General features: G+C 69.3%; 17 protein-coding genes. 3 read left to right on the top strand and 14 right to left on the bottom strand.

Features of this window, described 5'->3' with window-relative positions:
* Positions 1–2 precede the first annotated feature (2 nt).
* The 6 genes from Adu01nite_RS03760 to Adu01nite_RS03735 all read right to left on the bottom strand — a co-directional run bounded on the left by Adu01nite_RS03760 (position 3) and on the right by Adu01nite_RS03735 (position 6,018).
* Positions 3–1,265: an ABC transporter substrate-binding protein gene (locus tag Adu01nite_RS03760; RefSeq protein ID WP_203724816.1), complete on the bottom strand. Its 1,263-nt coding sequence runs from the start codon at positions 1,263–1,265 to the stop codon at positions 3–5.
* Positions 1,262–2,275, bottom strand: coding sequence for a branched-chain amino acid ABC transporter permease (locus Adu01nite_RS03755; RefSeq protein WP_239132124.1), 1,014 nt, complete (start codon positions 2,273–2,275; stop codon positions 1,262–1,264). The genes Adu01nite_RS03760 and Adu01nite_RS03755 overlap by 4 nt, the downstream gene beginning before the upstream one ends.
* 2 nt (positions 2,276–2,277) lie before the next feature.
* Entirely contained in the window at positions 2,278–3,156 is an 879-nt protein-coding gene (locus Adu01nite_RS03750; protein ID WP_203724812.1) for a branched-chain amino acid ABC transporter permease, read from the bottom strand.
* A 1-nt stretch (position 3,157) separates the two neighbouring features.
* Positions 3,158–3,862, bottom strand: a complete 705-nt coding sequence (locus Adu01nite_RS03745; RefSeq protein ID WP_203724810.1) for an ABC transporter ATP-binding protein — start codon at positions 3,860–3,862, stop codon at positions 3,158–3,160.
* Positions 3,859–4,566, bottom strand: a complete 708-nt coding sequence (locus Adu01nite_RS03740) for an ABC transporter ATP-binding protein (protein ID WP_203724809.1) — start codon at positions 4,564–4,566, stop codon at positions 3,859–3,861. The genes Adu01nite_RS03745 and Adu01nite_RS03740 overlap by 4 nt, the downstream gene beginning before the upstream one ends.
* 816 nt (positions 4,567–5,382) lie before the next feature.
* Entirely contained in the window at positions 5,383–6,018 is a 636-nt protein-coding gene (locus Adu01nite_RS03735) for an alpha-ketoglutarate-dependent dioxygenase AlkB (RefSeq protein WP_203724807.1), read from the bottom strand.
* Between the two features lie 551 nt (positions 6,019–6,569).
* Here Adu01nite_RS03735 and Adu01nite_RS03730 point away from each other — a divergent pair.
* Positions 6,570–8,663: a beta-glucosidase gene (locus Adu01nite_RS03730; protein ID WP_239132113.1), complete on the top strand. Its 2,094-nt coding sequence runs from the start codon at positions 6,570–6,572 to the stop codon at positions 8,661–8,663.
* Positions 8,664–8,721: 58 nt separating this feature from the next.
* Here the strand turns inward: Adu01nite_RS03730 and Adu01nite_RS03725 are convergent, their stop codons facing one another.
* Complete coding sequence (locus Adu01nite_RS03725) at positions 8,722–10,257, bottom strand: MFS transporter (protein WP_203724805.1); 1,536 nt, start codon at positions 10,255–10,257, stop codon at positions 8,722–8,724.
* Between the two features lie 85 nt (positions 10,258–10,342).
* On the opposite strand from Adu01nite_RS03725, the gene Adu01nite_RS03720 reads away from it, so the two are divergent.
* Entirely contained in the window at positions 10,343–11,077 is a 735-nt protein-coding gene (locus Adu01nite_RS03720; RefSeq protein ID WP_203724804.1) for a TetR/AcrR family transcriptional regulator, read from the top strand.
* A 35-nt stretch (positions 11,078–11,112) separates the two neighbouring features.
* Positions 11,113–11,346 carry a hypothetical protein gene (locus Adu01nite_RS49055; protein ID WP_239132112.1) on the top strand — a complete coding sequence of 78 codons (234 nt, stop codon included), beginning with the start codon at positions 11,113–11,115 and terminating at the stop codon, positions 11,344–11,346.
* Positions 11,347–11,873: 527 nt separating this feature from the next.
* Here Adu01nite_RS49055 and Adu01nite_RS03710 read toward each other — a convergent pair.
* From Adu01nite_RS03710 to Adu01nite_RS03680, 7 genes are all read right to left on the bottom strand, one after another.
* A complete protein-coding gene (locus Adu01nite_RS03710; RefSeq protein WP_203724803.1) occupies positions 11,874–12,872 on the bottom strand; it encodes a succinate dehydrogenase/fumarate reductase iron-sulfur subunit in 999 nt (332 codons plus the stop codon).
* A complete protein-coding gene (locus Adu01nite_RS03705; RefSeq protein ID WP_203724802.1) occupies positions 12,872–14,794 on the bottom strand; it encodes a fumarate reductase/succinate dehydrogenase flavoprotein subunit in 1,923 nt (640 codons plus the stop codon). The genes Adu01nite_RS03710 and Adu01nite_RS03705 overlap by 1 nt, the downstream gene beginning before the upstream one ends.
* Before the next feature lie 14 nt (positions 14,795–14,808).
* Entirely contained in the window at positions 14,809–15,633 is an 825-nt protein-coding gene (gene sdhC / locus Adu01nite_RS03700; RefSeq protein ID WP_203724800.1) for a succinate dehydrogenase subunit SdhC, read from the bottom strand.
* A gap of 191 nt (positions 15,634–15,824) precedes the next feature.
* Complete coding sequence (locus Adu01nite_RS03695; RefSeq protein ID WP_203724798.1) at positions 15,825–16,751, bottom strand: hypothetical protein; 927 nt, start codon at positions 16,749–16,751, stop codon at positions 15,825–15,827.
* 73 nt (positions 16,752–16,824) lie between these two features.
* On the bottom strand, positions 16,825–18,285 hold the full coding sequence (locus Adu01nite_RS03690; protein WP_203724796.1) for a TldD/PmbA family protein: 1,461 nt from the start codon (positions 18,283–18,285) through the stop codon (positions 16,825–16,827).
* Positions 18,282–19,709: a TldD/PmbA family protein gene (locus Adu01nite_RS03685; protein ID WP_203724794.1), complete on the bottom strand. Its 1,428-nt coding sequence runs from the start codon at positions 19,707–19,709 to the stop codon at positions 18,282–18,284. Before Adu01nite_RS03685 ends, Adu01nite_RS03690 begins: the two co-directional genes overlap by 4 nt.
* Before the next feature lie 32 nt (positions 19,710–19,741).
* Complete coding sequence (locus Adu01nite_RS03680; RefSeq protein ID WP_203724792.1) at positions 19,742–20,296, bottom strand: Uma2 family endonuclease; 555 nt, start codon at positions 20,294–20,296, stop codon at positions 19,742–19,744.
* Between the last annotated feature and the right edge of the window lie 39 nt (positions 20,297–20,335).

The following is a 20,335-nucleotide window of genomic DNA, read 5'->3' as shown; positions in this document are numbered from 1 at the left end:
AGCTACTGTGCCGTAGGGATTCCGTTCTGTGGAGGTGCGACCGCCGTTCCGGTGTAGGCCGCGACCGCCCCGTCCCCGTCGTCGGTCTGGTACGCCGTACCGAAGTAGGCGGCTTTGCCCCCGGTGAGCTTGGTCAGCTGCTCACCCGCGTACCCCGAGTGATCTTTCGCCGAGAAGCGCACCGGCACCAGCCCAGGCCCGGTGAAACCGCCCTTTTCGACGGCGGCGATCAGGCTGTCCCGGGTGAGGTCCTTGCCCGCGGCCTGCAGCGACTGGACGAACAGATAGCCGACCGACATGCCGTAGACGATGTTGTTGTCGAACTCCGCGTTGCCGTTGTAGTCGGAATTGACCTTTTTGTAGAGCTGGATCCACGGGTTCGCGTCGTCGTTGGCCAGCGGCAGGTAGTTGGCCGCCACCACGCCCTCGAGCAGGCCCGCGGCCGGGCCTAGCGTCTTGGTGAGGGTGGTCGGGTCGGAGCCGACGTTGCTGACCACGAACTGCGGCTTGAAACCGATCTTCGCGGCGGTGCCGATCGACAGCGCGGTGAAGCCGGGCACGGTGGCCAACATCACTACGTCACAGGCGGCGGCCTTGAGCGCGCCGATCTGCGGGCCGACGTTCGGGTTGCTCGTCACGTACGACTGCTTGGCGGTGACCGACCCGAGAATCTTCTCGATGCCTTCCAGGCTGTCCCGGCCGAAGTCGTCGTCCTGCCCGAGGAAGCAGACCTTCTTACCCGGGTACGTCTCCTTCACGTACGTCCCGAGAATCTTGCCTTCGACCGTGTAGTCGGGGTTGAACCCGAATGTCCCCGGATACTTGTCCGGCTGGTTCCAGCTGCGGCTGCCACTGGCCACGAAGAGGTCGGGCACCCGGTTGGTCTTGAGGAAGTCGAGCACGCCGGTGTGCGTGGGCGTGCCCAGGCCGTTCAGGATCGCGAACACCTTGTCCTGCAACACCATCTGCCGGACTACCTGCTGGGTGTTCGACGGGTTGTAGCCGTCATCCATGATCTTGTAGGTGATCTTGCGGCCGTTCACGCCGCCGTTCGCGTTGACGAAGTCGAAATAAGCCTTGGTCGCCGGCGCGATCTTCGAGTAGCCGGCGGCGGCCGGGCCGGTCAGCGGCATGTGCGTGCCGACCGTGATCTCGGTGTCGGTCACTCCGGGGGTGTCGCTGCTACTGCCACTATTGCTGGTTCCGTTGCTGCTGCAGCCTGCGGCCAGCAGCACAACGGCGAGGACGGTCGCGGTGCGTCTCATTTGCGGCCTTTCTGACTTTTGCGGCGGATTCTTAGGTTGGTGAGGGAAGTCAGGCCACCGGGGGCGGCGAGCATGACGACGACGAGGACGACGCCGAAGAACGTCAGCGCGAGGTTGCCCTCCAGCCGCACCGAGCCGGAGCTCTCGGCGATCGACTGCGCGAACGACGGCAGCGCCACCAGCAGCACCGCCCCGATCAGCGCCCCGACCAGCCGGCCGAGGCCGCCGATCACGATCGCCATCAGCAGGAACAGCGACAGCGTGAGCGGAAAGGCACCGGGGGAGACGCTCTGCGCCAGCACGGCGAAGAGGGCACCGGCCAGACCGGCGCAAGCCGCCGAGACCACAAAGGCCAAGACTTGGGTACGGGCTACGCCGATCCCGGCGAGCTTGGCCGCCGTCTCGTCGTCGCGCACCGCGCGCAGGTCACGACCGAACCGGCCGCGAATCAGGTAGGCCAGGAGCAGCACCGTGACCAGCGCGGCCCCCCAGCAGACCCAGGCCTGCCACTGCTCGACGGTGATCGCGTCGGGCGGCGGCTCGAGGGCGACGGTGAGGCCCTGATCGCTGTTGAACGTCTCGTCGAAGGTGCTGGCGATCGACGGGACCACGACCGCGACCGCCAGCGTGAGCCCGGCCAGGTAGGGCCCGCGGAGGCGCGCCGCCGCCAGCCCGATGACCGCGCCCACCACGGTCGTGACCAGGACCGCCACCACGATGCCGGCCACCAGCAGGTTGAAGCGGTTCTGCATCAGCGCGAGCGTGTAGGCGCCGGTGGCCATCAGCGCGCCGTGCCCCAGCGAGAGCTGCCCGTTGAGTCCGGTGAGGACGGTCAGTCCGGCGGTCACGCAGAGGTAGGCGCCGACCGTCGCCAGCTGATAGTTCCGGAACGGCGGCAGAGCATAGGTCAGAGCGAGAATCAGGGCGGCGGCCGGGATGACGACCAGTAGCGGGCTGATCCGTTGTCGCTTTTTTCGGCTTATCGCGACTTTTTTGGGCGCCGACACCATGGTCATGCGGTCCTCGCCTTCGCTTTCGAGAACAGCCCGTCGGGCCGGCCGAGCAGCACGACCACGAGCAGGATCAGGACCGCCATGGGGGCGACCGTGGCGCCCAGGTAGCCGCTCACGTAGGCCAGCAGCAGGCCCACGACCAGGCCACCGACCACCGCGCCGACCGGGCTGTCCAGGCCGCCGAGGACCGCCGCCGTGAACGCCGAGATGAACAGCAGATCCATCGCGTTCGGGTGCAGGCCCAGCTCGGTCGGGACGACCAGCATCCCGGCCAGCGAACCGACCGCCGCCGCCAGCGCCCAGCCCAGCGTCAACATGCCGCCGACCGGCACGCCCAGCAGCCGGGAGACGTCCGGGGCGAACGCGGCCGCGCGCATCCGCAGCCCCGTGGGCGTACGGGTGAAAAGAAGCGTGAGGAGGGCGACCACCGTGCCCACCGCGGCAAAGACGAACAGGTCGTACCGCGAGAGCAGGGCGACGCCGCCGATCTGGAACGCATCCCGGCTGAACGGCGCCTGGGCCGGCCGGAACTCGTTGCCGTAGATCATCCCCAGCACGCCCTGGATGATCAGCACCAGCCCGAGCGCCACCACCACCCCGTTCAGCGGCGACGAATGGTCGACGAACCGCATCACCACCCGCTCGACCGCGGCGCCCAGCAGCAGCCCACCCGCCACCGCGGTGATGAACCCCAGCCAGTACGAGCCGGTCGCATTCGTCACCGAATAACCGGCGTACGCGGCCGCCACCGCCATCGCACCCTGCGCGAAGTTCACGATCCGGGCCGCCCGCCAGATCAGCACCAGGGCCAGCGCGAACGCCGCGTAGATCGCCCCGCGGCTGAGCCCGTCGAACGTCAGGTACAGAAACCTGTCCATGTCAAAACCCCAGGTAGGCGTGCCGGAGATCGGCGTCGCCGGCCAGCGTCGCCGCGTCGTTGCGGGAGACCACCCGGCCCAGCGACAGGACCAGGCCCTCGTCGGCCACGGACAGTGCGCTGCGCACGTTCTGCTCGACCAGCAGCACGGCCAGTCCGGTTCGATCCCGCAGGTCCCGCAGCAGCGCCATGATCTGCGCGGTGATCTTCGGAGCCAGCCCCAGCGACGGCTCGTCGAGCAGCAACAACCGCGGCTCGGCGGCGAGCGCCCGGCCGATCGCCAGCATCTGCCGCTCCCCACCGGACAGCTGATGCCCGAGGTGATCCCGGCGCCGGGCCAACGCCGGGAAGAGCTCGTAGATCCCGTCGTTGCTCGGCCGCGGTTTGCGCCACAGGCTGCCCAGCCGCAGGTTTTCGTCCACGGTCAGCTCGGTGACCACGCCACGCCCCTCCGGAACGTGCGCGATGCCGTGCCGAACCATCCGCTCGACCTTCACCCCACGAAGGTCGAGCCCGTCGAAGACGACCCGCCCCCGCTCGGCCGGCAACAACCCGGAAAGAGCCCGCAGAAGCGTCGTCTTGCCGGCCCCGTTCGCCCCGAGCACTGCCACGATCTGCTTGGTCCGCACGCTGAGACTGACGTCGTGCAGCACGGCCGCCGCGCCATACCCCGCGGTGAGACCTTCGACCTCGAGGAGCGCGCTCATGCGGCCGTCCCCAGATAGGCCTCGGCGACCTTCTCGTTGCCCCGGATCTCGCCGGGCGACCCGAGCGCGATCGGCTTGCCGAAATCAAGCACCAGGATCTCGTCGCAGACCGACATGACCAGATCCATGTGGTGCTCCACCAGCAGAACGGTGGTCTCCACCGTCCGGATCAGCTCCGCCAGCCAGTCGATCTCTTCACTGTCGAGCCCACCGGCCGGTTCGTCGAGCATGAGAATCCGGGGCCGAGAGGCGAGTGCCCGAGCCAACTCGACCCGCTTGCGCTTGGCGTAAGGAAGCGATGCCGGGTACGCCCCCGCAAACTCGCTGACCCCGCACCGCTCGAGCGCTTCGTAGGCGGCTTCTTCGGTAGCCCGGCCCCCACGAATCCCCACCAGAACGTTCTCCAGCACGGTCATCCCGTTGAACTGCCCGACGCCTTGCAGAGTCCGGGCGATGCCATGCCGGCTGAGATGGTGCGGCCGAGGCCGAAACGGCTTCCCGTCGAGCGCGATAGCCCCCGACTGGGCAACGGCAAACCCGCAGATCACATTGAAGAGCGTCGTCTTGCCGGCCCCGTTGGGCCCGATCACCCCAACAACGCGCCCAGGCGGAACCCGAAGCGAAACATCGTCAAGAGCAAGAAGCCCACCAAAGCGAACGGTGATGTGATGAAGGGAAAGTCCCTGGTCAGCGTGCGTTGACAAAGGTCACCTCATGGCCGGACCGACGGATGTCCTGAGTGGAGGGAATGAAGGTCAACTATTTACACTGGGAGTGTAACTTCTTAGCCACCCACGTCAACAAAGTCGTTACTCGTCCGTAACCGGCCCCAAAAAGACCCCTGCTAACACACCCCGGAGCCCCGGCCCGCCCGCCCCACCGGCCACCCGAATGCACCCGTGCGGCGCCCGCCCGCACCCGGCCATCCCGCGTCCTCGCGCCGCGTCCTCGCGCCGCGTCCTCGCGCCGCGTCCTCGCGCCGCGTCCTCGCGCCGCGTCCTCGCGCCGCGCCCTGCGGCTCGCGCCGCGCCCTGCGCCCGTCCTATCGGGGTCGCGCCGACCCGGCGGTCCGCGTCGCGCTTGCCGCGCGCCTCGCGTTGCGCCGGGCCCGTTACTCACGCCGCGTCCGCCCTGCGGTTTGGCGTTACGCCTGCCCTGCGGCTCGTGCCGCGTCGCCATGCGGCGTGCGTCGCACCCCCGTGCGGGAGGGCAGCCTCGCGTGCCGAACCCGTGCGCGTTTCCGCGCAGTTGCTGCGCGTTCGTCGTGCGCCTGGTCTGTGACCCCGCGCGTTCGGTGTGTCCGTCACGTGCCAGCGTCGCGTGCTTGCCTCGCGCCTCTCGGATGTCAGCGCCGGGTCGGCACTGCGTTCGTCCGGACCTGGTCGTCTCCCGTTTTGCTGTGCTGCGACCGTGGTCGCCTACCGCGTGTCCGTCACGCGTGTCCGCGCGGCTCTTGTCCTGCGTCCGCCCGACCCGCGTCCTGTCGGCTCCGGGCCTTCCTCGCGCCCGGTCGTCCGTTGTCAGGCCACGTTGAACGGGCGGAACTGGACGCTTATTCGCGGACCCACCGGCTTTGCGGTCTTGAGAATCGCGTGCTCCCAGGTGCGCTGGCAGGAGCCGCCCATGACGATCAAGTCGCCGTGGCCTAGCGGAAAGCGCAGCGTGTCGTGGCCGCCCGCGCGAGGTCGCAGGGAGAGCTGGCGTGGGGAGCCCAGCGACAGGATGGCGACCATGGTGTCGTGGCGGGCCGAGCGGCCGAGTGTGTCGCCGTGCCAGGCCACGCTGTCGCGGCCGTCGCGGTAGAGGCACATGCCGGCGGTGACGAACTCTTCGCCCAACTCGTCGGCGTAGTGCGCGGACAGCGCGGCTTTCGCCTCGGTGAGCGCGGGATGCGGCAGCTGCTCCTCGCCGCCGAACCAGCGGAGCAGCCGCGGAACGTCGACGACGTTGTCCCACATCTGCCGGCGGTCGGCGCGCCAGTCGATGCCGAGCAGCGTTTCGAAGACCTCGTCGGAGCCCTGTAACCACCCGGGCAGTACATCGACCCACGCTCCAGCCGTCAGCCGGTGGCGGACGAGCCGATCAGCGAGCGGCTCGAGGACCGGCGCCGGCCCGGCCATGAGATCAAGCATCGAAGGCTGGTAGTTGCTGCTCATAAGGCGATGTTAGTACATCCGTTCGAAGATCGACTTGGCCTGTGGATAACCGGCCGCGGCGGTGGTCGGGGCGCGAAGCGTGACTGATGTCCCCGATGTCCTTTCCGCTGCGGCGCTGCTAACTCCGATCCGAAAGACGTGGCTGCGCGGCCGCACCCACCTGCAAAAACTCCCGACGGGACTCCTCATGGGAAGCGCCTCCAGGTGAGTTTCGTGCTAACGCCGGTGCACATTGGACTACGTCCGGCCGCCGTGGCGGACGCATGATCGGGCCAGTTCATCGATCAGAAACAAGTCGATGACATTGGGTTAATCGGACTTCCCCTTCTCTCGATCGCGACCGCCGCACCCCGTGTCCATTCCCGGATCGGGGTCGATTAGGAGGCTGGCAAGTGAATCGTTTCAAGCCGTCGAGACCTCACCGAATCAGCACCGTCCTGGGTTCCGCCATCGCACTAGGCACCCTGCTCGCCACCGGCCCGGGCATACCGGCCGCCGGCCTACCCCGCGCGACCGGCGCGAGCAGTACTTACCCGTCCAACTGCCCATGGATGGACACCCGCAAATCGCCGGACCAGCGAGCCAAGCTGCTGCTGGCACGCAGCACCCTCGGCCAGAAGCTGCGCTGGCTCGACGAGCAGTCCGCCAACTCGCCCACCCAGACCACCTTCGGCGGCGTGACCTACCCCGTCCAGGTCCCGTGCACCCCGACCGTCGTCTACGCCGACGGCCCCGACTACGTACGCGGCCCCGTCGGCGTGACCGTCTTCCCGGCGCAACTCGCCCTCGCCGCCGCCTGGAGCGACGACCTCGCGTACGTCAAAGGCAAGACCCAGGCCGACGAAGCCTTCCGGGCCGGCAAGAACGTCCTGCTCGCACCGGGCGTGTCCAGTTCCCGCACCCCGCTGGCCGGCCGCACCCCGGAGTACCTCGGAGAGGATTCGCTGCTCAGCGGCAACCTGGCCGCCGCACAGACCAACGGCATCCAGCGCGGCAACCCGAAACAGCCGGTGATGGCCGTGCTCAAGCACTACATCGCCAACGAGCAGGAGCTCGACCGGCAGACGAATTCGTCCAACATGGACGGCCGCACGCTGCGCGAGGTCTACGACCTGCCCTTCGCGATCACCGTCAGCAAAAGCGCCCCGGGCGGCGTGATGTGCTCGTTCAACCAGGTCAACGGCGTCTGGGCCTGCGAGAACCAGATCCAGAACACCCTGCTCAAGGGCGAGGCGGGCTTCGACGGTTACATCGTCTCCGACTTTGGTTCGGTGCATTCGACCGGCCCGTCCCTGGTCGGTGGCCTGGACCAGGAGCTGAACCGGCCGCGTTTCTACACCCCGGCGAACATCGAGGCCGCACTCGACGCGGGCCAGGTCACGACGGCGCAGATCGACGCGGCGGCCCTGCGGGTGGTGCGCGCTTACCTCACCGCGGGTCTCTTCGATCACCCGTTGCCGACCGTGCCGTCGACCAGCACCTCGACCGCGGCCAACAAGGCGGTCGCGCAGGCCGTCGCCGAGCGCGGCTCGGTGCTGCTGAAGAACGACGGATCGGTCCTGCCGCTGGCCGGTCGCGGCAAGAAGGTCGCGGTGATCGGGCAGACGGCGTCGAACACGCCCACCGGCGGAGTCAGCGCGGGCACGGTCTGCGCGGAGGGTCGCGGCACCTCGGTGGCTTGCCCCAACCCGGTGGCGCCGCTCGACGCGATCACCGCTCGGGCAACGCCGGCCGGCCAGACCATCTCTTATGACAGCGGCGCGGACCCGGCCGCGGCGGCGTCGGTTGCGCGAGACGCCGATGTCGCGGTGGTCTTCGGGTACGCGAAACAGGGCGAATTCGCCGACCGCGCCACCCTGGCGCTGGACGGCAACGGTGACAACCTGATCGCCGCCGTGGCGGCCGCCAACCCGAACACGATCGTCGTGCTCGAGACCGGCACGGCCACCACGATGCCCTGGCTCGCGAACGTCAAGGGTGTCGTGCAGGCTTGGTATCCGGGTGACCAGCAGGGCACCGCCCTGGCCCGGTTGCTCTACGGCGATGCTGACTTCACCGGCCGGCTCCCGATGACCTTCCCGAAGTCGCTGTCCGACACTCCGACGAACACTCCGGCTCAATACCCGGGCACCTTCGCCGACGGGTCGACCACCCGGCCCGCCGGCAGCACCGCGATCCGGCAGGTCAGCTACAGCGAGGGCTTGAAGGTCGGCTACAAGTGGTACGACTCGCAGGGCATCGAGCCGCTCTTCCCGTTCGGCTACGGCCTGTCCTACACCAGCTTCGCCTACCAGAACCTGCGGGTCACGCCGCACCTGAAAAGCGCGCGGGGCACGGTGACGGTCACCTTCGACGTACGCAACACCGGCGCCCGCACCGGAACTGCCACGCCGCAGCTCTACCTCACTCTGCCGTCGGCCACCGGCGAGCCGGGCAAGCGTCTCGTCGGATATGACCAGGCCACGCTGCGCCCTGGGCAGAGCAGTCGGGTGCAGTTGACGATCGACGCGGCATCGCCGGATCACCCGCTGGGCTTCTGGAACACCACCAAGCACGCGTGGGACGCGGCGGCCGGTGGCTATCAGGTGCAGGTGGGCGCCAGCTCCCGTGACCTGCCCCTGACCGGCTCCTTCACCGTCTCCTGACGCCTGTCGTCTGGATAGGGCGCCCGGTCGGGGTCTCCCCGGCCGGGCACAGCAGGCGTCAACGCTCGGCCGCGACAGCTGCGGCATCGGGAACCGCCGGCGGCTCGCCGGGAGTGGGATCGGGTCTGGCCGAGGGTGGCTGTGGTCGCAGGATCGAGGCTGCGACCACGGCCGCTGCCACCCCGCCCACCACGCCGACCAGCGCAGTGAGTGAGAGAGCGTCCACAAAGGCGTTCTTCGCGAGTTGAGCCAGGGCCGCGTCACCGGTCTGGGCCGCGATCCGCAGGGCATCGCCGATCGACTCCCGCGCCTGCCCGGCCACGTCGGACGGCATCGACGCCCGGTATGCCGCGGCGAGAACGCTGCCGAGCACTGCCACGCTCAGCGCCGCACCGACCTGCTGCACGGTGTCGTTGACCGCCGAGCCGACGCCGGCCCGCTCCGGCGGCAGCGCACCGAGCAGCGTCCCGACGGCCGCCGGGCCGGCCACACCGCTGCCCGCCCCCATCACGACCATCGCGATGGCCAGGTAGATGAAGCCGTCGCCCGGCTCGAGCGAGGCGATCACTCCGAAGCCGGCCGCCATGAGCAGCAGGCCGGCGGTAAGCGCGACACGGGCGCCGAACTTCTTGTCGATGACCACGCCGAGGCCGTTGCAGATCATCGTGGTGACGATCATCGGGATGAAGGCGAGGCCGGCCTTCGCCGGCTCAAACCCGAGAACGAACTGCAGGTATTGGGTCAGGGCGAGCAGCATGCCGCCGGCCGAGAAGGACAGCAGCACGACCGAGAGGCTGGCGCCGGCGAAGTTGCGGTTGCGGAACAGGCTCAGCGGCAGCATCGGCTCCGCCACCCGGCGCTCCCAGACGGCGAACATCGCCAGCACGATCACGGCGACGACGAATCCACCGACCGTCTGTGCCGCCGACCAACCCTCCTTGGCCGAATTGATCACGCCCCAGACCAGGGCGGTCGTGCCGACCATCGAGAGCAGCGCGCCGACCACATCGGGCCGCCCGGCCGGACCGCGCGACTCCGGGATGATCAGGAGTGCCGCCACGATGCCGAGCACAGCGATCGGGATGTTCATCAGGAAGACCGAACCCCACCAGAAGTGCTGCAGCAGAACGCCACCGGCGGCCGGGCCGCCGAGCGCGCCGAGCATCAGCACCGAGGACCAGATGGCGATGGCCTTCTTGCGTTCGTCGTCGTCGAAGACGGTGGTGAGGATCGAGAGTGTGCCCGGCATGAGGAACGCGGCACCCACACCCATCAGCCCGCGCACCGCGATCAGCTGACCCGGTGTCTGGCAGAGGGTGGCCAGCACCGAGGCGCCCCCGAAGACGGTCAGGCCGATGACCAGGCCACGGCGGCGGCCGAACCGGTCGGAGATGCTGCCGGCGATCAGCAGCAGGCCGGCGAAAACCAGGATGTAGGAGTCGATGATCCATTGGATGTCGGACGAGCTCGCGCCCAGGTCGCGGATCAGCGACGGGATGGCGATGTTGAGCACCATGTTGTCGATGACGGCGACGAGCAGGCTCAGGCAGAGCACGCCGAGGATCAGCCAGCGGCGTGGATTTCGATCGGGCATGACAGCTTCCCTCGTACGCTGTTCGATGACTCGCACACCGTACCATCGAGATCGCACACTGTTCGACCCTCGGTAGGATGACCCCATGCCGGACCTCTTCTTCGACTCGGTGTGGCTGCGGCCGCCGACACACAGGCGTGCAGGTCAGCCCACCCTCGACCGCGCCCAGATCGTCCGGGCCGCGATCGAGCTGCTCGACGCCGAGGGCCCGGCCGGCCTGAGCATGCGCCGGCTCGGCACCCACCTCGGTGCGGGCGCCACCTCGCTCTACTGGCACGTGGCGAACAAGGACGACCTGCTCGAGCTCGTCATCGACGAGGTCCTGGGCGAGATCTACGTGCCCGAGCCCGGCGACACCGATTGGCGGATGGCCATGTCGGTGCTGGCCAACGGGATGCGGACGGCGTTCTTGCGGCACCCGTGGGTGATCAGCCTGCTCGGCACCAAACCCACCCTCGGCCCCAACTCGATGCGGATGGGCGAGCGAAGCGTCGCGCTGCTGGTCGCGGCCGGCTTCACCGGCATGGAGGTGGCGCACGTCAGCTCGATGGTCCACGCATATGCGCTCGGCTCGGCCACCGCCCAGGCAGCGGTCGCGACGGCCATCCGGCGAGCCGGCGTGCCGTACGAGAAGATGGCCGAGGAGTTGGAGCCGTTCCTCGACAAGCTCGGCACCGACCACCCGCAGTACGACAAGTGGCGCAAGGAGAATGTCGTCATCGACGACCCCGACCGGATGTGGACCGAGAGCTTCGCCTTCGGCCTCGATCGGCTCCTCGACGGTCTGGAGACGTGGCTCGCCGCCGGAAAACCGTCTTGACCCTCCCCTGGGGGTATGGGTTTAGCTTCCTGAGCATGACGCAGACACTCGCCGGAGATTTCGACTACGACACCCACGGCCAGGGATATGCGCGCCGCCGACAACCCGACCCACGGATCGCCGCCCTGATCGCCGGTGCCCTCGGCAACGCGCACACCGTGCTGAATGTCGGTGCCGGCGCCGGCTCCCACGCGTCTTCCACCCGATCACGGTGCCCGCCATGCACGCCCTCGACGTCCTCCAGTGGCTGGCCAAAACCGATGACCTGACCCGCCCTCATCCGCCAAGCACACCGGAGCTTCCGCGGTGCGGGGCCGAGAGGCCGGTGGGTTTGGGTCGGCCCACTGCATCCAGGGCATCGCGGCGCTTGGGGCGAGGGCGGCCGAGTGGTCGCGCCGGCCGGAGGGCTGCGGTGCGCGTGGGCCGAGAGCCGGTGGCCTGGACCGACCACGTCGGCCAACTGCCGCCGGAGGCGCTGCGGTGCTTGGGCGAAGCGCTGCGGTGGCCGTGCTGGCCGAAGAAGGCTGCGGTGCTTGGGCGAAGCGCTGCGGTGGCCGTGCTGGCCGAAGAAGGCTGCGGTATCTGGCCGGGAGCTGGGAGAGCTGGCGTGGCCTGCTGCACTTCGGGGGGCGTGGTCGGAAACTGGCGAGGTGGGCCGCCGGGAACGGCGACCCACCTCGGGTGAATCTGGGCCGCCAGTGTCGGCAGCCGGTTTTTGCTTACTGGCCGCCGAGGTCGGCGGCTGGCCCTGGCCGGTTTGGCCGGCGATGTCGACTGTCGGCCTTGGCGGGTGGGATCAGTCGTGGGCCGGTGGGTCGTAGTTGAGGTGGCCGGGCGGCAGCGGGAACTCCTGGTCGCCGAACGGGGATGGGCCGCCCTGGGTGGGCAGCGCCAGCTCGGCCACGTCCATCCGGCCGTCGTCGCGGACCGGAGCACCCTCGCCTCGGCGGCCGCTGGTGAACGGCGTTCCCTCGGTGTGCACCGACGGGACCGATGAGCCGGCGGAATGGGCGGGGGCCGGCGTGTACGCGGGCTCGTCGAGCTGGTCGCGGCGGAAGATCTTGCGGCCCAGCCAGACCAGCGGGTCGTAGCGGCGGTCGACCACGCGCTCCTTCATCGGGATGATCGCGTTGTCAGTGATCTTGATGTGCTCGGGGCAGACCTCGGTGCAGCACTTGGTGATGTTGCAGTAGCCGAGACCCTGCTTGGCCTGCGCGTACTCCTTGCGGTCCTCGCGGTCGTCGAGCGGGTGCATGTCCAGCTCGGCCGCCCGGATGAAGTAGCGCGGACCGGAGAAAGCCGGCTTGTTCTCGTCGTGGTCGCGGACCACGTGGCAGGTGTTCTGGCAGAGGAAGCACTCGATGCACTTGCGGAACTCCTGCGAGCGCTCGACGTCGACCTGCTGCATCCGGTATTCCCCGGGGGCCACCCCGACCGGCGGGGCGAACGCGGGGGTCTCGCGCGCCTTCTCGTAGTTGAAGGAGACGTCGGTGACCAGGTCGCGGATCACCGGGAAGGTGCGCAGCGGCGTGATCGTGACCGTCTCGGTCTCCTCGAACGTGGACATCCGGGTCATGCAGCCCAGCCGCGGCATGCCGTTGATCTCCATCGAGCAGGAGCCGCACTTGCCGGCCTTGCAGTTCCATCGGCAGGCGAGGTCGGGCGTCTGGGTGGCCTGCAGCCGGTGGATGATGTCGAGAACGACCTCGCCGTCGTTGACCTCGACGTCGTAATCCTGGATGTCGCCGCCGGAATCGTCGCCGCGCCAGACGCGGAAGTGGCGCTTGGTGCCCATTACTTCGCCTCCGTCTTGCTGTTCTCCGCCAGCGCGTCGAACGAGGTCAACTCGTCATCGGTCAGGTACTTCGACAGCTCGGTGCGCTCGAACAGGCTGATCAGCTCGCCGCGCATCGTCGGCACCGGCTTGTGCTCGAGGTGCACGTCGCCCGACTTCTCGAGGGAACAGACCAGGTTGACGCGCCGCCAGTCGGGGCTCATCGCCGGGAAGTCCTCCCGGGTGTGGCCGCCGCGCGACTCCTCCCGCTCCAGCGCCGCCTTGGCCGTGCACTCCGAGACGACCATCATGTTGCGCAGGTCGAGGGCGAGGTGCCAGCCCGGGTTGTAACGCCGGCCGCCGGTGGCACCGACATTCGCGACCCGGGCCTTGAGCTCCTGCAGCCGCTTGAGTGCGTCGGTCAACTCGCCGGCCCGACGGATGATGCCGACCAGGTCGCCCATCACCGCCTGCAGGTCCTGCTGCAACGTGTACGGGTTTTCGCCGCTCTGCCGGTTGAGCGGCGCGAGCGCCACATCGAGTGCGGCCTCGACGTCGGCGGTGGCGACCTTGGGCCGCTTGGCCAGGGCATCCACGTACGACGAGGCGTGCTCGCCGGCCCGCTTGCCGAAGACCAGCAGGTCGGAGAGCGAGTTGCCGCCGAGCCGGTTGGAGCCGTGCATGCCACCGGACACCTCGCCGGCCGCGAACAGGCCGGTCACCGTGCCGAACGCGGCGGCCGAGTCGGGGTCGACCTCGACCCCACCCATCACGTAGTGACAGGTCGGGCCGACCTCCATCGGCTCCTTGGTGATGTCGACGTCGGCCAGCTCCTTGAACTGGTGGTGCATCGACGGCAGGCGCTTGATGATCGTCTCGGCCGGCATGCGGGTGGAGACGTCCAGGTAGACACCGCCGGCCGGGGTGCCGCGCCCCTCTTTGACCTCGCTGTTGATCGCGCGGGCGACCTCATCGCGGGGGAGCAGCTCGGGCGGGCGGCGGTTGTTGTCCGGATCCGTATACCACCGGTCGGCCTCCTCCTCGGTCTCCGCGTACTGCTTGCGGAAGACGTCGGGGACGTAGTTGAACATGAACCGCTTGCCGTCGGAGTTGCGCAACACGCCGCCGTCGCCCCGGACCGACTCGGTGACCAGGATGCCCTTGACGCTAGGCGGCCAGACCATGCCGGTCGGGTGGAACTGCAAGAACTCCATGTTGATCAGGGTGGCGCCGGCCCGCAGCGCGAGCGCGTGACCGTCGCCGGTGTATTCCCAGGAGTTTGAGGTGACCTTGTAGCTGCGGCCGACGCCGCCGGTCGCGAGCACCACGGCCGGCGCCTCGAGCAGCAGGAACTCGCCGTTCTCCCGGTAGTAGCCGAACGCGCCGGCCACCGCGTCACCGTCGAGCAGCAGCTCGGTGATGGTGGTCTCGGCGAACACCTTGATCTTCGAGTCGTAGCTGCCGGTCTCGGCGAAGTCTTCCTGCTGCAGCGAGACGATCTTCTGCTGGAGGGTGCGGATCAGCTCGAGGCCGGTGCGGTCGCCGACGTGCGCGAGCCGCGGGTATTCGTGACCGCCGAAGTTCCGCTGCGAGATCCTGCCGTCCTTGGTGCGGTCGAAGAGCGCACCGTACGTCTCCAGCTCCCAGATCCGCTCCGGCGCCTCCTTGGCGTGCAGCTCGGCCATCCGGAAGTTGTTGAGGAACTTGCCGCCGCGCATGGTGTCGCGGAAGTGCACCATCCAGTTGTCTTTGGAGTTCACGTTGCCCATCGCGGCCGCCGCGCCGCCCTCGGCCATCACCGTGTGCGCCTTGCCGAACAGCGACTTGGAGATGATCGCGGTGCGCTTGCCGGCCAGCCGGGCCTCGATCGCCGCGCGCAGGCCGGCGCCGCCGGCACCGATCACGACGACGTCATAGTGGTGCCGTTCGATTCGGGTAGTCATCGCAAACGTCCTTCTCAGCCGACGAATCGCAGGTCGGGGAACCAGTCCGCAGCGACCGCCATCACGTAGAAGTCGGTGAGTGCGAGCGTGCCCAGCGTGATCCAGGCCAGCATCATGTGCCGGGTGTTGAGCTTCGACACGAAGGTCCAGAAGCGGTAGCGCACCGGATGGGCCGAGAAATGCTTCAGCCGGCCACCGGCGATGTGCCGGCACGAGTGGCAGGACAGCGTGTAGAGCCAGAGCATCACCACGTTGCCGACCAGCACGATGTTGCCGAGACCGAAGCCGAACCCGTCACCGCTGTGGAACGCGCGGATCGCATCCCATGTGTTGATCAACGAGATGATCCCGGCCGCATAGAACGCGTAGCGGTGGATGTTCTGGAAGATCAGCGGGAAACGGGTCTCGCCGGTGTATTTCTGGTGCGCATCGGGCACTGCGCAGGCCGGCGGCGACAACCAGAAGGCGCGGTAATACGCCTTGCGGTAGTAGTAGCAGGTCAGCCGGAAGAGCAGCAGGAACGGCAGGGTGAACGCCGCCTCCGGGATCAGCCAGAACTTCGGCAGCGGAGTGCCGAACTCGGCCGAGCCCGCCACGCACCGGTCGGTGATGCACGGTGAGTAGAACGGCGTCAGATAGTGGTAGTCATCGACGTAATACCACTTGTGCATGAAGACGCGGACGGTCGCATACGTGACCCATGCCGCTAGACCTACGAAGGTGACGAGTGGGGGAAACCACCATCGGTCGGTGCGCAACGTCCTCGCCGCGATCGCGGCGCGTGCGCGCCCACCTCGATCATGAGGTGGTCCGGTCGGCCTCGTTGCCGTCGTCGTCATTCGATCTCCTGACGTGCCTGTCATGTGACCCGGCTGTTAACGGGCGAGACCCCTCAGCCGCCATGCTTCCGTGATGTGTGGCACACGTTACGCCGGGGGTCAGACAGTTTGCGGCTCAGGGATGGGGTGTGGGTCACAAATTTGAGCCCTCCTCACATCGACGTGGGCAAACGAGGTAGTGGATCTTGCGATCAGAGCTCGGGCGCGGCCAATCGGCGGACCGGTCCGGCGCACGGCGCCGGCGACCACTGCGTGAGCAGATCGGTCACGGCACGGCCGTCGCTGGTCCGGGGAGCGACATAGAAGGCTGGGGTACGGGATTTGGCCTGCCGATCGAGACCGTCGGCGAACACGGTCCGGGCGTCGAGCAGTTGCCGCCACGCGTCCTGGTCCCGCTGACTGTCCAACTCGTCGAGGTAGATACGAAGCGCGGAGTTCTCGTCGCGGATCGCCGTGGCCCGCGCGGCCGGTCCGCCGGTCGCGCCGGGCGGGATCAGCCGATTGAGGCGCCGTTCCAGGTCGAGGCAGCCGGTCTCGCGCAGCGCCCGCGTCTCCCGCGCCTCGGCGGCCCGGTCCTTGGCCCCGTCGATGGTCGACACGACGGACACCGTCCCCGCGCAGAGCGCCACCACGATGATCGCGGCGGCCACCGCGATGGCGGCCACGAACCATCGCCGCCGCCGGCGTTGCCGCTCATCCAGCGGCCCGTCGGCAACCGGTGCAAGCCGCCAGAACCGCCGCCCACGCCGCCCGCCACGGCCGCCGCTACCGACCGCGGTTTCGCTGGCGCCATCTCCGTCGCCGTCCCCATCCGTCCCCGGGGCCGGGCCGGCGGAAGGCGGAAGGGAGGGCGGGGTCGCGTCACCGCCACTCGGCCCGGCGGCACCCGACGAATCGGCGTCACGGCCCGTGGCGGGAGCGGCCGACGAGGTGGCCCGCGGACTGGCCGATGGCCGGCGGCCGCCCGGCCCGGCCCAGTCGTCCGGCTCGGTCATATCGGACGAACCCGCCGGGGCGCCGGTCACCGGCTCATCGGCACGGTCGTCCCCGCCCCGGCCGGCCGGGAAACGGCTGGTCGGAGCATCGTCGTGATCCGGCTCGCGGTGCGTGTCGCTCACCGGCCCAGTGAAGCACGCCGGTCAATGCGTGAGCAGCCCGCCGACCGTCGCCAAAATGCGGCCCGGACCGGTGTCAGCCGGAGGCGTTGCCGGTCAGGTTCCAACTGGCCAGGTGCAGTGCGGGGGCGGCGAAGCGGACCCCGGCGTAGCTGTCCGGCAGAAGGACCGTCTCGCTGCCGATGCCGCGGACCGCGCCGATGCCCAACGCCTGCGGGTAGGACTGGGTGAAGCGCATGTTGCTTACCGCCGCGGTCACCTCGCCGTCCTCCACCAGCCACACCCCGTTCCGGGTCAGGCCGGTCATGACCAGGCTCTTCTGGTCCAGGACTCGCGTATACCAAAAATCGGTGATCAGCAGGCCGCGCTCCATCCGCGCCACCAGCGGGCGGGCCGACTCGGCGGTCGGGCCGGACGGGTCGGCGGGGAGCACCGGCTCGGTGCCGGCCGGGGCCGCCTCCAGGCGCATGTGGGTCGCGATCGGGCCCCACGTGCGCGACACCTCGGACGCGTGGCCGGTCGACTCGGCGCCCACCTCGGCCGCCGACCGGCGATCGTGGGCGACCGCCTCGGTGACCCCGTCGCGGACCAGGACGAGGGACTCGCGCGGCGTTCCCTCGATGTCGAACGGCAGACCCGGTGCGGGCTCGCCGCGGCTGCCCAGCGGATCGTCCACGATGGTCACCGCCGGGTCGAACTGCTCGACGCCCAGCTCGGCGAAGGACTGCTTCTGCGCGAAGGTCCGGCCGTTGAAGCCGAAGTACGCGAAGTTGCCGAGCACGTCGGCGACCGCTTCCGGTTCGAGCACCACTTCGTAGCGCCCCGGCGGCAACTCCACCGGGCGCTCGCCGGCCCGCGCCTTGGCCGCGGCCCGCGCCCCCAGGGCCGCGCCGTCCAGGTCGCCGAGCCGGCCACCGGCCCGCCGGGCGACGCCGTCGGAGCCGTTGAGGCGGGCGATGCCGTCCATGCCGGCCTCGGCCGTGCGGCCCTCGACGGCCTGGCCGGCGGTGTTGGCGAAGGCGGCCGAGCAATACACCGTGCGGCAGTAGCCGGCCGTCTCCAGGCCGCCGGCGGCGCGGACGAAGTCGCGCACCCGGGCCGCCCGCTCGGCCGGGGAGGCCCGCGCGGTCGCCTCGTCGAAGCCGAAGTCGAGGCCGGAGTTTTCGCCGGAGCCGTGGTAACCGGCCGAGTGGTGCAGCGGCCGCGCCGACGTCAGGCCGGGCCAGGTCGGGTCGGCCGGGCTGACCCGAACCGCGGCGATGGTGCGCTCGACCAGCGCGCGCAGGCCGTCGGTGCCGGTGAGCGTGGTGGAGCCGCCGGCCGTGCGGCCGTCGAGGTGCAGCCGGAGCCGGACCGAGGTGGTCGCCTCGGCCACATTCTGGTGGATGGCCGAGTTGGCGAAACGGGTCAGCGCCTCGGCGTTGTGCTGCACCATGACCTCGGCCTCGGCGGCCGGCCCGGCGGCGGCGCGGACCAGCTCGAGCACCCGAGCGGCCAGCTCGAGTTCGGCACCCGTCCGGGCGATGTCGATGCTCATCCGCGAACCCCCACACGTACGTTGGTGAAGCGAGCCGGCGCCGCGGAATGCGCGGTGTGTCCCACCTGGCCGGGCTGGCCCTTGCCGCAGTTCGGAATGCCGACCGGCACGATCTCGGACGAGAGCATGTCCATCGACTGCCAGAACCGGGGGCCGATGCCGGTGTAGGTCGGGTTGCGCAGCATCCGGCCGCGCTTGCCGTTCTTGATCTCGTAGCCGATCTCGCAGCCGAACTGGAAGTTGAGCCGGCGGTCGTCGATCGACCAGGACCGGTTGGTCTCCATGTAGATGCCGTCGTCGGTGGCCGCGATGATCTCGTCGAGGGTGTGCGGGCCGGGCTCGAGGCCGACGTTGGTCATCCGGACCATCGGCAGCCGGGCCCAGCCGTCGGAGCGGACGCTGCCGCCGTAGTCGAGGCCGGCGACCGCGGCCGAGTCACGCCCGGCCAGCACGCCGACCCAGATGCCGTCGCGGACCGCGTCACGCTTGACGGCCGGGGTGCCCTCGTCGTCGTAGCCGAAGCTGCCCAGCGCGCCCGGGATGGTCGGGTCGATGGTGATGTTCATCAGCTCGGAGCCGTAGCGCAGCGAGCCGAGCTTTTCCAGGTCGAGCCAGCTGGTGCCGGCGAACGCGGCCTCCCAGCCGAGGATGCGGTCGAGCTCGATGGCGTGCCCGACCGACTCGTGGATCTGCAGCGCCAGCTGGTCGGCGGCGAGGATGAGGTTGGTCTCGCCGGGCGGGCAGAGGGGCGCGGTCACCAGGGCGCGCGCCTCGTCGGCGATCCGCGCGGCGTTGCCGGCCAGGTCGAGCTCCTCGATCAGCTCCCAGCCGCGCGTGCCGTACTGCTGGCCGTAGGAGCGGCGCTGCACCTCGCCGTCGCCGAGAACGCTGGCGGTCACCCCGCCGCCGCACTCGCGGATGTGCTGGTCGATGCGGTGCCCGTCGCTGGAGACGAACCACTTGCGGGTGTCCCAGATGCCGTAGTGCGCCTCGGCCTGGTCGGCGCCCGCCGACTTGGCCGCGCTGGTGGCCCGGACCAGCAGATCGCCCTTGTCGGCCAGCGGCACGGTGAGCGGATCGATGCGGCACTCGCTCGCCCAGCTGCCCGCGCCGGCACCCTGCGGCACCAGGTCGATCGCAGGACCGGGCACGGTGGCGCTGGCCGCGGCGATCTGCGCGGCCCGCCGGCCGGCCGCGCGGGCGGCCGCGTCGGAGAGGTCGGGCACCGCGTAGAAGCCCCAGCTCGAACCGACCAGGGCCCGGACGCCGAGGCCGGCGCTCTCGTCCGAACTGAGATCCTCGACGTCCCCGTTGCGGGCGGTCATCGACTCCGTGCGGCGCAGCATGATCCGGGCGTCGGCGTAACGCGCCCCGGCGTCCAGGGCGGCTTGCACCGCCGAATACGCCTCATCGAAGTGGCTCATGCACCGACCCTAGGGGACCGGTACGACAAATCTCAGACCCGAGGAAGCAACTCCGCAAGATCGATGGTGGCGACAACGGGCTTGCTCAGGTGCAGAACGTCCCCATCCTTGGCGACGAATTCCTCGACGTACGTGTCGCCGACCAGCCGGAATAGCTGAAGGGTGCGTGCCGACGGGTCCACCAGCAAATACCACGGGATGCGGCCGGCCGCGTAGTAGTGCATTTTGAGCACGCGGTCGGTGGACGCGTTGGACGGCGAGATGATCTCGCACACCAGCCGGATCGCGGAGGCGTCGATGACGAGCTCTTCCAGGTTGATCACTGAGCTGATGACGAGATCGGGGATCGGGATCCGGCTCGGGTTGATCCGGACATTTACTGCTTCCAGCACCAGGAGGCCGGCCGCTTCTGCGCCCGCATCCATGGTGTTGGCCAAGCGGCGCGAAACTAACTGGTGCAGGGGCGTGGCGGCCGGGGTCACGTGGAGGCTCCCATCGAAAAGCTCGATGCGCTCGGGTGTCTCACCGATGGCGAGGAACTCCGCCTCGGCCATCGGCCGCCCGTCGCTGAAGATGGCTGTCGTCATGGCGTCTCCCGAGTGATCGCGGTCGGACTCTCTCACGAA

The sequence above is a fragment of the Paractinoplanes durhamensis genome (assembly GCF_016862175.1).
GTDB classification, from domain to species: domain Bacteria; phylum Actinomycetota; class Actinomycetes; order Mycobacteriales; family Micromonosporaceae; genus Actinoplanes; species Actinoplanes durhamensis.
This window is presented reverse-complemented; position numbering and strand designations above follow the sequence as displayed.

Bases quoted from the DNA above. Each gene is read 5' to 3' on its own strand.
- Adu01nite_RS03750 (WP_203724812.1), bottom strand. From the start codon at position 3,156: ATGGACAGGTTTCTGTACCTGACGTTCGACGGGCTCAGCCGCGGGGCG.
- Adu01nite_RS03755 (WP_239132124.1), bottom strand. From the start codon at position 2,275: ATGGTGTCGGCGCCCAAAAAAGTCGCGATAAGCCGAAAAAAGCGACAA.
- Adu01nite_RS49055 (WP_239132112.1), top strand. From the start codon at position 11,113: ATGACGCAGACACTCGCCGGAGATTTCGACTACGACACCCACGGCCAG.
- Adu01nite_RS03730 (WP_239132113.1), top strand. From the start codon at position 6,570: ATGGACACCCGCAAATCGCCGGACCAGCGAGCCAAGCTGCTGCTGGCA.
- Adu01nite_RS03710 (WP_203724803.1), bottom strand. From the start codon at position 12,872: ATGGGCACCAAGCGCCACTTCCGCGTCTGGCGCGGCGACGATTCCGGC.
- Adu01nite_RS03760 (WP_203724816.1), bottom strand. From the start codon at position 1,265: ATGAGACGCACCGCGACCGTCCTCGCCGTTGTGCTGCTGGCCGCAGGC.
- Adu01nite_RS03690 (WP_203724796.1), bottom strand. From the start codon at position 18,285: ATGAGCATCGACATCGCCCGGACGGGTGCCGAACTCGAGCTGGCCGCT.
- Adu01nite_RS03720 (WP_203724804.1), top strand. From the start codon at position 10,343: ATGCCGGACCTCTTCTTCGACTCGGTGTGGCTGCGGCCGCCGACACAC.
- Adu01nite_RS03735 (WP_203724807.1), bottom strand. From the start codon at position 6,018: ATGAGCAGCAACTACCAGCCTTCGATGCTTGATCTCATGGCCGGGCCG.
- Adu01nite_RS03725 (WP_203724805.1), bottom strand. From the start codon at position 10,257: ATGCCCGATCGAAATCCACGCCGCTGGCTGATCCTCGGCGTGCTCTGC.
- Adu01nite_RS03685 (WP_203724794.1), bottom strand. From the start codon at position 19,709: ATGAGCCACTTCGATGAGGCGTATTCGGCGGTGCAAGCCGCCCTGGAC.
- Adu01nite_RS03680 (WP_203724792.1), bottom strand. From the start codon at position 20,296: ATGACGACAGCCATCTTCAGCGACGGGCGGCCGATGGCCGAGGCGGAG.
- Adu01nite_RS03745 (WP_203724810.1), bottom strand. From the start codon at position 3,862: ATGAGCGCGCTCCTCGAGGTCGAAGGTCTCACCGCGGGGTATGGCGCG.
- Adu01nite_RS03705 (WP_203724802.1), bottom strand. From the start codon at position 14,794: ATGACTACCCGAATCGAACGGCACCACTATGACGTCGTCGTGATCGGT.
- sdhC (WP_203724800.1), bottom strand. From the start codon at position 15,633: ATGACGACGACGGCAACGAGGCCGACCGGACCACCTCATGATCGAGGT.